The organism is Bacillus cereus group sp. BfR-BA-01350 (assembly GCF_022663775.1).
GTDB lineage: Bacteria > Bacillota > Bacilli > Bacillales > Bacillaceae_G > Bacillus_A > Bacillus_A paranthracis.
This window is the reverse complement of sequence record NZ_JAKUGD010000011.1, coordinates 91,243-103,219: the sequence shown is the minus strand read 5'-3', so window position 1 is coordinate 103,219 and position 11,977 is coordinate 91,243. Positions and strand designations below refer to the sequence as shown.

Sequence of the window (11,977 nt, the reverse complement as noted above, 5' to 3'; positions counted from 1 at the left end):
TTATTGATTTACTTTTACCATTGATGGGCGAATTACACGGTCTTTTAATTTATAACCTTTTTGGAATTCTTCAACTACCGCGTTTGATTCAAATTCACTGTCTTCTACTTGCATAATAGCTTGGTGCTCATTAGGATCAAACTGTTTACCAACAGCTTCAATCACTTCAACACCTTCTTTAGCCAACGCTTCTAGCAATTGACGATGCACCATTTCCATACCTTGTAGTAAGGATTTCGTTTGCTCATCAGTTGCTTCCACTTGCATCGCTCTTTCAAAATTATCAAGAGCTGGCAAAATGTCTGAAACTAGACTTTGTGCTCTATATTTTTCAGCAGCCTGTTTATCCATTTGGACACGGCGCTTATAATTTTCAAAATCAGCTTGTAGACGTAATGTGCGACCTTCCGTTTCCGTTAGTTTCGCTTGTAACTCATCTACTTTTTCTTGTAAAAGAGCAGCCTCACTTTTTTCTTCTACAGTTTCTTCACTGTTTTCTGGCGTGACAGCTTCTTCAACTTGCGCTTCTTTTACTTCTTCTACCACTTGTTCGTTACGCTCTTCCACAATATTCACCTCCTTAAAAGGTATTAGGTATCATGCATAGCATGATTACCTAAGCATTATATATTACACACAGCAATGAAAAGTTCATCACTTGAGCGAATGTATTACTCTCATTTACTTTTTAAGTCCATCTGTAAATTGTCTCGTAAATAACTGTAACAAACTAATTACCCGAGAATATTGCATTCTTGTCGGACCTAAAATAGCAATTGTTCCAAGCTGTTCTTCTCCAATCGAATATGTTGCAGAAATTAAACTACAATCTTCCATGGCTGTCGCAGAGTTTTCCCTACCAATTTTCACTTGAATACCTACTTGTTTATGACGCAAAATATCATAAAACTCGGCTTCGTTATCAATCATCGTCAGCAAGGACCTTACTTTGTGAATGTCATGGAACTCTGGCTGGGAAAGCATATTTGCTTTTCCTCCAAAGTATATCTTTTCCGATAACGGAACTTGAAATGTACCATCCAACATTTTTATTGCACTATCGTAATTATGAACATACCCACGTAAAACTGTAACAATCTCTTTAAAGATTTTATTATGAAGTTCTTCCATCGGTACGCCAGATAGCTTTTCATTTAAAATATTAACCATTTTTTCTAAATCTGATAAATCAACAGATTCCGGAACGGTAATCGTTTTGCTTTGTACATGCCCTGTATCCGTTACAATAATAGCGACTGCGGTTTGACGATCAAGCGGAACAATTTGTACGTTTTTAAGTTTATTTGTGCTTAACTTCGGTCCAAGAACAATGGCCGTATAATTTGTAAGCTCTGATAAAATTTGAGCTGATTGTTGTGCAATCTTTTCCGCTTCAAAAATTCTTTCAGCAAATAAATCTTTAATTTGTACAATTTCATCGTTCGGTAAATTTTGCGGCGCTAAAAGATGGTCTACATAAAATCGGTATCCTTTTTCAGAAGGAACACGTCCAGAAGAACTATGCGTTTTCTCAATAAATCCTAGTTCCTCTAAATCAGCCATTTCATTTCGTATAGTAGCTGAACTAAATGTAATTTCATCTTTTTTAGCCAACGTCCTTGACCCAACAGGTTGCGCTGATCCAATAAAGTCATCAATAATTGTTTGTAAAATTAAGAGCTGACGTTCCGTAAGCATCTCATCATCACCTCTGTTAGCACTCTTTGTCTTCGAGTGCTAAATCTATTAATAACTTACCAAAATTGACATTCAATTGTCAACGGAAACGTCACGAAATAATGAAACTTTTTCACGTTAATGGAACATTTAATTAGTCAATCAAAAATGATTGGAATACTTCATTCCCTAATAATTTTCCTTTTCGCGTTAAACGAACATATCCATCGCTCTCTTCAAGCAATCCTTGTTCTTGGTTGTGTTGTAACTGTTTCGCGAAAACTTGATCCATTTCCATATTAAATTTCTTTTGAAACGCTATTTTAGATACACCTTTTGTTTTTCGGAGTCCTAAGAACAACTCTTCTTCCATTTTTTCTTTCTCCGTCACCACGTGAACATCTAAATACGGAAATCCGGTTTCATCGATTTTATTGAAGTATTGCTTGAGCGGCCCTACATTTTGGATACGTTCTCCATTTACATAACTATGCGCCCCAGCTCCAAATCCATAATACTCTTCATTATTCCAGTATGTGAGATTATGTCTACTTTCATTATTACCTTTTGAGAAATTACTAATTTCATACTGGGTATAGCCGTGTTTCTCCATTTCATCCATTACCATTTCGTACATTTTCGCTTCATGGTCTTCACCTGGTAGTCTTAATTTCCCTTTATTCATTAAGTTATAAAACACAGTTTTCGGTTCCACAATTAATGAATATGCCGAGAAATGTTGTACACCAAGCGTAAAAGCAATGTCTAATGTTTCTTTTACATCTTCTATCGTCTGTCCTGGCAGAGCATAAATAATATCTACATTTATATTTTTAAAGCCTACTTCCTGCGCTTCTCTAATTGCTACAAACGCATCTTCTCTCGTATGCTTACGTCCAATTTTCTCAAGCAATTCATCTCGAAATGTTTGCACACCAAAACTAATTCGGTTCACTCCACCTTCTAGCAATACATTTAATTTCTCTTTCGGCAAATCACCTGGATTCGCTTCAAATGTTAATTCACAATTCGGGGCAAACGGACGTAAACGACGATTTATAATATTTAATAATTTCTTTGTCTGTTCCATATTTAATGCTGTTGGAGTTCCCCCGCCAACAAAAATCGTTTTCATACTATCAAACGGTACCTTTTGAACTGTATTTATTATTTCTTTCTCTAAATACTCTAAATATTGATCGACCGGCTGGCGTTCAATAAACACTTTATTAAAATCACAATAGTGACAAATATGCTGACAAAACGGAATATGAATATATGCAGCTTGCACCAAAAATAACTCCTACCTTTCTAAAAAGAAAACCTCCGCGCTCGGGAGGCTTCTTTTACTTCTCTAACGTATTACGAATTTGTTCCATTCGCATTTTTCCCCAATCATACATCATTTCAACGATTGGTAAAAGCGACATGCCTAATTCCGTCATATAATATTCCACTCGCGGTGGAATTTCTGGGTATACTGTTCGATCAACAATCCCATCTTCCATTAACTCTTTTAATTGGTTTGATAAAACTTTATGAGAAATGCTCGGAAATAATCGCTGTAATTCACTAAAACGATGAGGCCCTTCCACACCAAGATGCCACAATATCACAACTTTCCACTTTCCACTAATAATAGAAAGCGTCAATTCCTTTTCACAATTAAAATTGCCATTTTGTATTTTTTCTTGAATATCTTTTCGAATATTTTCGGACATTAACAAACTCCTAACTTTATATGAACTAAAAAGCTCTCTCACTATTGTAAATGAGAGCTACTCAGATGTCTAAAAAGTAATTATACATAAAAAAGAAGCCGCATAAACGACTTCTTTTTCCACTCCAAATATTAGTTGTCATCCATTTTCAGTACAGCCATGAATGCTTCTTGCGGTACTTCTACAGAACCAACAGACTTCATACGTTTTTTACCTTCTTTTTGCTTATCAAGAAGTTTACGCTTACGAGAAATGTCACCACCGTAACATTTCGCAAGTACGTTTTTACGCATCGCTTTAATTGTAGAACGTGCTACAACTTTGTTTCCGATCGTCGCTTGAATTGGCACTTCGAACTGTTGTCTTGGAATTAAATCTTTTAATTTTTCTACGATTACTTTACCACGGTCATACGCTGAATCACGGTGTACGATAAATGATAGAGCATCCACTTGTTCATTATTTAAAAGAATATCCATTTTCACAAGTTTAGATGGTTTGTAACCAATTAACTCGTAATCAAATGATGCATATCCTTTTGTGTTTGATTTCAATTGATCGAAGAAATCATATACGATTTCTGATAACGGGATTTCATATGTTAATGTAACACGTGTTTCATCTAAATACTGCATATCAATAAACGTTCCACGTTTACCTTGGCAAATTTCCATTACAGCTCCAACATAGTCATTCGGAACCATAATTGAAGCTTTCACAAACGGCTCTTCTACACGATCGATAGACTGTGGATCTGGCATATTAGATGGGTTATCAACAATAACATCTTCACCGTTTGTTAAATAAACTTTATAAATAACGCTTGGCGCCGTTGTAATTAAGTCAATTTTAAATTCACGTTCAATACGCTCTTGAATAATTTCCATGTGAAGAAGTCCTAAGAAACCACAACGGAAACCAAATCCTAGCGCTTGAGATGTTTCTGGTTCAAACTCAAGAGCAGAATCGTTTAACTCTAACTTTTCTAATGCATCACGTAAGTCGTTGTAACGTGCAGAATCAATCGGATATAAACCACAGAATACCATTGGGTTTAATTTACGATAACCTGCTAACGGCTCAGCTGCTGGACGTTTCGCGTGTGTAATCGTATCACCAACGCGTGTATCACCAACATTTTTAATTGATGCTGCTAAGAAACCTACATCACCTACTGTTAACTCGTCACGTTGCGTAGTTTTCGGTGTAAATACACCTACTTCTGTTACTTCAAATTCTTTACCAGTTGCCATCATACGTACTTTATCGCCAACTTTTACCGTTCCATTTACAACACGGATATAAGCAATTACACCGCGGTACGGATCATATAAAGAGTCAAAAATCATACATTGTAATGGCTCTTCAGAATCACCTGTTGGTGCTGGTACTTTTTCAACGATTTGTTCTAAAATCTCTTCAATACCAATCCCAGCTTTTGCAGAAGCAAGTACAGCTTCTGATGCATCTAAACCAATTACATCTTCTACCTCTTGGCGTACACGCTCTGGGTCTGCACTTGGTAAGTCGATTTTATTAATAACCGGTAAAATTTCTAAATTGTTATCAAGCGCCAAGTATACGTTTGCTAACGTCTGCGCTTCAATACCTTGCGCTGCATCTACTACAAGAATCGCACCTTCACAAGCCGCTAAACTACGAGATACTTCGTACGTAAAGTCGACGTGTCCTGGTGTATCAATTAAGTGAAGAATATATTCTTCGCCGTCTTTTGCTTTATAGTTTAATTGTACTGCGTTTAATTTAATTGTAATACCACGCTCACGCTCTAAATCCATAGAGTCAAGCAACTGAGCTTTCATTTCACGTTGTGTTAACGCGTTTGTTTTCTCTAAAATACGGTCTGCTAACGTTGACTTTCCGTGGTCAATATGAGCAATGATAGAGAAATTACGAATTTTGGACTGTCTTTTTGCTCTTTCTTCTTTGTTCATCTATGTTCTCAACTCCTAATAGTCTCGCCAATATACACTAGCACTGATTATATCAATAGAGCAGCAAAGATTCAATGAAAACTCGTGCTGCTTACAATACAAATCATTCTATCTATATCTTATGCGAACAAACCATAAGAGACAAACCTTTTTCAAATTAAAAAACGGTCGTCTTACAAATCTGTAAAACAACCGTCCTCCGTTTGACTCTTAACTAAAAATCCCTTTTACTTTCCCGACAACTATATCTGTTCCAAACTTTGTTATTTCATAGGCAACGCTTGCTATCGCCATACCCACTCCTTCTACAACATTAAAACTTTTTAAGCTTTCTAATTGTTTTTGTTTTTCAGTAGCGGAAAACGAACTCTCCAAAATTCCTGATTCAGCGGCCTCACCTTTTGTTCCTGTCATATGAGCGATTTGTTCATACGACATTTGCTGATAACCTTTCATACTTTTCAATCCGTGATTTGCAAGTGTCACCCCTGCTGCCACCATAAGTAAGCATATGATCGCACTACATATACATAAAAGGGAAAAGCGGCTTACATGATTATCGTCTCTTTCCATCAATGTGTATACGCTCCTGTATTATCTTGGTCAATTTGATGATGCAGTGCTGCATTTAAACCACTTGCTATTACATTTGCCATATCCTCTATGAAAGCATCCACTTCTTTCGGAGTCACCATTAAATTATGACCAAGAGGAGATAACACTTCATAAATTAATTTTCTCTTCTCTTCATCTTCCAGTGTACCTACAGCACCTAAAAACATATTTCGGCTCTTTTCATCCGGCATATCTTCTTCTGTTAATTTTTTCTTTTCTCCAAATGTAAAACCAGCCGGCAACAAAGATCGAGAAGGTTTGTTTCCTTCTTTCATCTCCCGGCCAAAATGTTTCAAAATAAAATCAATTGTATCGCTTGTAATTGAAACGGCATCCACCACAGTCGGAACACCAATTGCGATAACAGGAATACCTAATGTTTCTTTACTCAGTTCCTTACGTTTATTCCCAACACCCGATCCAGGATGAATTCCTGTATCAGAAATTTGTATCGTACTATTTACCCTTTCAATAGAACGAGCAGCTAATGCATCAATTGCAATGACAAAGTCTGGTTTTGTCTTCTCAATGATTCCATAAATGACATCGCTCGTTTCAATTCCTGTAATCCCCATTACCCCGGGGCGAATTGCACTAACAGGCCTAAAGCCTTCTTCTACACTTTCAGGCTGCAATTGAAACAAATGTCTCGTTACCAATACATTTTCTACCACTATCGGTCCAAGCGCATCAGGGGTTACATTCCAATTTCCAAGACCAACAATTAAACAACTCGCTTCTTTCGTAACGCCAACCTCTTCTAAGAAATAGGAAAATTCTTTTGCAAAAATGCGCTCTACTTTTTGTTGCAATTCCGTATCTTGTTGACGTATACCTTGTACTTCAAGCGTTAAATAATTCCCAGGTTTTTTACCCATCGATTCAGAGGCAACTTCATCAATCGTTACTTTCGTAATGATAATACCTTCTTCTTCCCTCTCTTTTACAATAACGCCTTGTATCCCTTTCTCCTCTTCTTGTCGCTCTTGCAGCATTTGATGTGCCTCTACAGCAAGGTCAGTTCTAACGCTATATTTACTTAAATCTAATGGTTCTTTCATCGTATCTCCTCCGTAATTCATAGTAAATATCGTTAGATTTCCCAAAGTTATATAAGGTCATTCTTTCCTTTACGTGAAATTTCATAGATATACTATTGCAATTCTCTTCACCGTTTGATAGAATATCACTTGTTCTATGTTAAGAATCGAGTCATTCGATTGCACCAGGGAGGTGAAAAGTATGGCAAACATCAAATCTGCTATCAAACGCGCTAAACTTAGCGAAGAGCGTCGTGCACATAACGCTTCTATCAAGTCTGACATGCGTTCTGCTGTTAAAACTGTAGAAGCTTTAGTTACTAATAACGATCTTGAAAATGCTAAAGAAGCTTTCAAAACTGCTTCTAAAAAACTTGACAAAGCAGCTCGTAAAGGTCTTATCCACCAAAACGCTGCAGCTCGTCAAAAATCTCGCTTAGCGAAACAAGTAAACGCGTAAGGCGTTTAAAAAACGATCCATTTGGATCGTTTTTTTATATACAAAAAAGTTCACGCTCTTAGCACGTGAACTTTTTTGTTTCATCACATATGATTTAACCGCATTAAGAAAAACTCGAGCACAAGTTTTTTATCCATTTTTCCCGTTTTCATACTATAATCAGCTTCCGCTAATTCCATTATCACTTTTTTTAATTCTTCAAAAGAGAAAAACTTCGTTTGATTCATCGCTAATTTTACACGATATGGATGCACACCAATATGAGACGCGATTTGATTTTGGCCGTAACCACGCTGCTGTAACTCTTTCACTTGATGCAGTAAACGGAATTGACTTACTAATAACGCAAGCAATTTAATAGGTTCCTCCTGCTGCGTAAATAATCCATCCAAAATTTGCATCGCACCCGCGATATCTTTTTTTACCACTTTTTCTGTCAAAGCAAACACATTTTGTTCAACTGATTTTGGCACAAGCTCTGCAACGAGTTTCGGTGTAATGTCTCCGCCCATACCGACATATAACGTTAACTTGTCCATTTCCTTCGCCAACATCGTTACATTACTTCCCACAAGCTCTAACAACAAACTAACAGCCGCATGATCAATATGCACATGCACTTCATCTGCCCGAGCAACAATCCACTTCTGAACATCCTGCACTTGCATTGCATTCGCTTCTACTACATCCGCTGTTTTCTTTAATAGTTTTGTAATTTTTTTTCGTTCATCCAGCTTTTCGTAAGGCGCAACAAAAACAAGAATAGAAAAGGGAGAAGGTTCCCCGATATATTCTTCTAAAATTTTTATATTTTGTTCTAACTTTTCTTTTTGTGAAGTTAAAAAGAGTGGTGATTTTATTAATAACACTTTACGTTCTCCGAAAAAAGGAAGTGTGCGTGCATCCTCAACCACATCTTCTAAATACGCTTCTTCTAAATCATATGTCACAACATTAAACTCGCGATCTTCCTCTTCAAGCGCTTCTGTTGTAATAAGCTTTATCGTTTCATTTATAAAAAACGCTTCCGTCCCATACAGTAAATACAACGGAGCAAACTGCTTTTTTTTAATCTTTTTATGTATATCACTCATACTTTTTCCTACTCCCTAACTTGGCAATATATATTTATACTAATGCCCTAGCTTTTGTTTTACAAGTACAAAGGAACAGGCAATATAACCCGTCCCTTTATTTATATTAAACGCCACGCAATAAGCCCCGGGTTTCTTATTGGTGTGCGGTAATCACCTTCCCTTTATTATTCGCAATAAAAATTCGAGTATAAGTGCCAACTGTTAACATGCTTGGAAACAAAAATTCACATTACTTCATGATCTAAAAGTAGTAAAAACGCTCTATTTCTCCTCACATGGAAATTGTAGATTTTTTTCTGACAATATTTTATACTAAAGTGGAATGTTGGGGAGGGATTCTAAATGAATGATTTTGAACAAAACGTTCAAAGTAAACGCAATGACGCTATTGATTCAGGGGTAGGATTTATCGTCTCATTTGGTTTTTTCGCAACACTTTTCATCATTGCAACTGTTATTAAATTTATCGGTTCTTAAAGGCTGCTGCTTACTGGCAGTCTTTTTTATCTATTATGTGTTTCATCATATGTGATTTTGCTGCGAAAGGTTCCGTTTTCCCCTTTAAAAACATAGGAGATAGCCCCTTGCTTATCCGTACGCCATATTTCAATCCCCCTCTTCTTAAAACGCTCTATAACGTCCTTATGAGGGTGCCCATACCTATTACGCTCACCGGCAGAAATAACCGCTATATTAGGCTGTACGACGCTCAGAAAAGTTGTTGTAGATGACGTATTACTCCCATGATGAGCAACCTTTAAAACATCCGCTCGCAACTCTGGATACGTAGCTACTAAAAACTTCTCACCTTCTTCTTCTAAATCACCTGTAAACAACCACGTTAGTCCTCCTAATTTTGCCAACATTACAATTGAAGCGTTATTTTCACTGCTCTCCTTCCCTGTTGGCGCTAATACGAAAAATTCCGCTCCATTTATGCTCCAACTTTCTCCTTCTCTCACTTCTCTTATTTTCACTTTCTTTTCTAAAGCCTGTTTCTTTACTATTTTTTCTAATTCCGCATCTTGTTCCTTTCGGCCAAATACAACTTCTTTTACGGTTATATTTGATAATAACTGTTGCGCAGCACCTATATGATCCGCATCTCCATGCGTTATAATTAATTTATCGATCTTTTTAATACCTTCCTTTTGTAAATAAGGAATCAAAATATCATTTCCGACAGAAAATTCATGCTTTTTACGTTGCCATTCTTCCTTGTTTGGACGAATTGTTCCACCAGTATCAATAAGGTAAATCTCTTGATCATACGGGAGACGAATTAATATTGCATCTCCCTGTCCAACATCGAGAAAGGTAACACTCCCACTTTCTCGAAAATACGGATATACATAATGGCATGTACTAATAAAAAGAAATACACCCGCAGATATAAACAGAATCCCCTTCGTCATGCGCCTTTCCCAAACCACCAATATACTAATAATACTCACGCAATATAGGGCTACAAGAAGTATAGGTGTTTGCCCGAAATTAAGACGGGTAAATGGTAAGTTTTCGCAATAACTTAAAAAATCATTAGAAAGATTCAAACCTATTGATAGTACATTCCCAAGCCTTTTTGCAAGAAACGGAATGATCGGTATACATATCAAAATAACAATACTGCACGGCAATACAACGAGAGATAAAAACGGAACGTATAGGATATTTAAGAAAATACTATATGGAGAAAAATAACCGAAGTGATATAACAAAATCGGAGTACTAACGAGCTGTGAAATGAAAGAAATATAAATAGAATTTCGAATTACTCCATTACCACTCTCTAGTAAAAGCGGGGCAGATAAAAGTAAAACAAAACTACCGACGAAAGAAAACTGAAAACCAATATTAAACACGAGATATGGATCAAATATAAGCATACATATAGCTGTTATACTTAAAGCATCTAAGCTAGATAAACGAATAGAACACATAAAAGCAATTAACATGAAAACTCCTGTTATAGAAGCTCTTATAACAGATGGTGACGCTCCTGCTAAAATCATATATAGAGGAATGCAGAAGATAAGACATACTGTTGCTACCTCCCTTGTCACACCGTTTCTTAGCAAAATAAAATACACGATTACCATTAACAATACGATATGCGATCCTGAAATCGCCAACAAATGCACGAGACCGAATTGTTGATATTGCTCTTCAACTTCAAATGTCATTTGTTGTCTATCACCAAATACTAATGCATTCATAAAAGCACCTGATTGTTCTGGAAACATTTCTGCAACTTCTGAGATTGCTTGTTGCCTCAAAAGAAGAATCCATTGCACGAGTGACAACGATGTTTTATGGCATTCAGAAATATATGTAGCGTCCAATATGAAATGAATATTTTGCTTATATAAATAATCACGATAATTAAACCCATGGAAATTCCGAGCTATTTGTGGTTCTTTCCTCTCACCTTCGAATACACATGATACTCCTGCATGTAATTGTCGCATCTGTTTCTTTTCCAAAGCTGATTTCATTTTGTAACTTAACTGCACTATATTTTTATTCTGATCTTCAATTTGAAACGAGAGGCGATCTCCATTAATAAGAGGTGTATTATGTATCACTCCTCTTGTAGCTTCATAGGACTCTCCCAGAGGCTTGTTTTGCCCTTGAACATACGTGGTGTACATAGCGCCACTTAAACACGCTATCATGCAATAAAAGAAGGTTTTACGCGAAGTACGATATAAACAAAAGAAAATATTTAGAGCGAGACAACAAATTAGCCATACAACTGAAGAGGAGAAGGCAATTGCAATCCCTATTATAAATGAGATTGCAACATAGCCCCATTGTCCTTGCAACTCATACCCACTCCTTATAGCATCATTTTTGCTTTCGTGAATACATGCTGTAATTCTTCCATTGATAAGTTCTCTTTTTCTAAAGATGCAAATAGTTCTTTTAACTCCATATGACGTTTTTGATCCTCTAATGCTGCAATATCATATTCTAGCGGAACGTGTTTCACCGTTACATTCGCTTTTTCAAATAACTCTACGGCATACGGATGATTTTTATAATCCTGTGCATAATAAACTGCTGTAATACCACTTTGAATAATCGCCTTACAACATTGTAAACAAGGAAAATGCGTAACATAAATTTCCGCTTCCTCCGTTTTCACGCCAAATTTTGCACACTGTAATAAAGCATTCATTTCTGCATGAATTGTACGAACACAATGATTATCAATAACGTAGCATCCATCATCTATACAATGTACGCCACCTTTAATTGAACCATTATATCCACCAGCAATAATTCGTTTATCACGAACAATTGTCGCTCCTACTGCAAGCCTTGTACATGTACTACGTAAAGATAACAAATGGCTTTGCGTCATAAAATATTGATCCCATGAAATTCGTTCCATATTCTTCACCTACTT

At 36.5% G+C, this 11,977-nt stretch carries 12 protein-coding genes; 2 read left to right on the top strand and 10 right to left on the bottom strand.

The window, feature by feature from the left end; translation table 11 throughout:
* The 7 genes from grpE to gpr form a co-directional block, all read right to left on the bottom strand.
* Window positions 1-567 carry a nucleotide exchange factor GrpE gene (gene grpE / locus MR147_RS21190; protein WP_000392709.1) on the bottom strand — a complete coding sequence of 189 codons (567 nt, stop codon included), beginning with the start codon at window positions 565-567 and terminating at the stop codon, window positions 1-3.
* 114 nt (window positions 568-681) lie between these two features.
* Window positions 682-1,698 (bottom strand): heat-inducible transcriptional repressor HrcA, encoded by a 1,017-nt coding sequence (hrcA, locus tag MR147_RS21185; protein WP_000954949.1) that lies wholly within the window; start codon window positions 1,696-1,698, stop codon window positions 682-684.
* A gap of 133 nt (window positions 1,699-1,831) precedes the next feature.
* Complete coding sequence (hemW, locus tag MR147_RS21180) at window positions 1,832-2,971, bottom strand: radical SAM family heme chaperone HemW (RefSeq protein WP_074607051.1); 1,140 nt, start codon at window positions 2,969-2,971, stop codon at window positions 1,832-1,834.
* A gap of 52 nt (window positions 2,972-3,023) precedes the next feature.
* Complete coding sequence (locus tag MR147_RS21175) at window positions 3,024-3,398, bottom strand: winged helix-turn-helix transcriptional regulator (RefSeq protein ID WP_001293546.1); 375 nt, start codon at window positions 3,396-3,398, stop codon at window positions 3,024-3,026.
* Window positions 3,399-3,529: 131 nt separating this feature from the next.
* Window positions 3,530-5,353, bottom strand: a complete 1,824-nt coding sequence (gene lepA / locus MR147_RS21170; protein WP_001030955.1) for an elongation factor 4 — start codon at window positions 5,351-5,353, stop codon at window positions 3,530-3,532.
* 210 nt (window positions 5,354-5,563) lie between these two features.
* Window positions 5,564-5,926 (bottom strand): YqxA family protein, encoded by a 363-nt coding sequence (locus MR147_RS21165; protein WP_074607053.1) that lies wholly within the window; start codon window positions 5,924-5,926, stop codon window positions 5,564-5,566.
* The gene (gene gpr, locus MR147_RS21160; RefSeq protein WP_000662626.1) at window positions 5,926-7,029 is read right to left on the bottom strand and encodes a GPR endopeptidase; all 1,104 of its coding nucleotides are present in this window, start codon (window positions 7,027-7,029) and stop codon (window positions 5,926-5,928) included. Before gpr ends, MR147_RS21165 begins: the two co-directional genes overlap by 1 nt.
* Window positions 7,030-7,210: 181 nt before the next feature.
* Here gpr and rpsT point away from each other — a divergent pair, with 181 nt between their 5' ends.
* Complete coding sequence (rpsT, locus tag MR147_RS21155; RefSeq protein ID WP_001274011.1) at window positions 7,211-7,468, top strand: 30S ribosomal protein S20; 258 nt, start codon at window positions 7,211-7,213, stop codon at window positions 7,466-7,468.
* A gap of 83 nt (window positions 7,469-7,551) precedes the next feature.
* Here the strand turns inward: rpsT and holA are convergent, their stop codons facing one another.
* Window positions 7,552-8,562, bottom strand: coding sequence for a DNA polymerase III subunit delta (gene holA / locus MR147_RS21150; RefSeq protein ID WP_001279918.1), 1,011 nt, complete (start codon window positions 8,560-8,562; stop codon window positions 7,552-7,554).
* A 345-nt stretch (window positions 8,563-8,907) separates the two neighbouring features.
* Between holA and MR147_RS21145 the strand changes: the two genes are divergently transcribed.
* On the top strand, window positions 8,908-9,042 hold the full coding sequence (locus MR147_RS21145) for a YqzM family protein (RefSeq protein WP_000997609.1): 135 nt from the start codon (window positions 8,908-8,910) through the stop codon (window positions 9,040-9,042).
* A 26-nt stretch (window positions 9,043-9,068) separates the two neighbouring features.
* Here MR147_RS21145 and MR147_RS21140 read toward each other — a convergent pair whose 3' ends face one another.
* A complete protein-coding gene (locus tag MR147_RS21140) occupies window positions 9,069-11,390 on the bottom strand; it encodes a DNA internalization-related competence protein ComEC/Rec2 (RefSeq protein WP_242304714.1) in 2,322 nt (773 codons plus the stop codon).
* 14 nt (window positions 11,391-11,404) lie between these two features.
* The gene (locus tag MR147_RS21135) at window positions 11,405-11,962 is read right to left on the bottom strand and encodes a ComE operon protein 2 (protein WP_000439783.1); all 558 of its coding nucleotides are present in this window, start codon (window positions 11,960-11,962) and stop codon (window positions 11,405-11,407) included.
* Window positions 11,963-11,977 lie beyond the last annotated feature (15 nt).

Excerpts from the sequence above, each read along its gene's own strand:
- lepA (WP_001030955.1), bottom strand. The coding sequence starts at position 5,353 with ATGAACAAAGAAGAAAGAGCAAAAAGACAGTCCAAAATTCGTAATTTC.
- MR147_RS21165 (WP_074607053.1), bottom strand. The coding sequence starts at position 5,926 with ATGGAAAGAGACGATAATCATGTAAGCCGCTTTTCCCTTTTATGTATA.
- rpsT (WP_001274011.1), top strand. The coding sequence starts at position 7,211 with ATGGCAAACATCAAATCTGCTATCAAACGCGCTAAACTTAGCGAAGAG.
- hrcA (WP_000954949.1), bottom strand. The coding sequence starts at position 1,698 with ATGCTTACGGAACGTCAGCTCTTAATTTTACAAACAATTATTGATGAC.
- MR147_RS21135 (WP_000439783.1), bottom strand. The coding sequence starts at position 11,962 with ATGGAACGAATTTCATGGGATCAATATTTTATGACGCAAAGCCATTTG.
- MR147_RS21145 (WP_000997609.1), top strand. The coding sequence starts at position 8,908 with ATGAATGATTTTGAACAAAACGTTCAAAGTAAACGCAATGACGCTATT.
- gpr (WP_000662626.1), bottom strand. The coding sequence starts at position 7,029 with ATGAAAGAACCATTAGATTTAAGTAAATATAGCGTTAGAACTGACCTT.
- holA (WP_001279918.1), bottom strand. The coding sequence starts at position 8,562 with ATGAGTGATATACATAAAAAGATTAAAAAAAAGCAGTTTGCTCCGTTG.
- MR147_RS21175 (WP_001293546.1), bottom strand. The coding sequence starts at position 3,398 with ATGTCCGAAAATATTCGAAAAGATATTCAAGAAAAAATACAAAATGGC.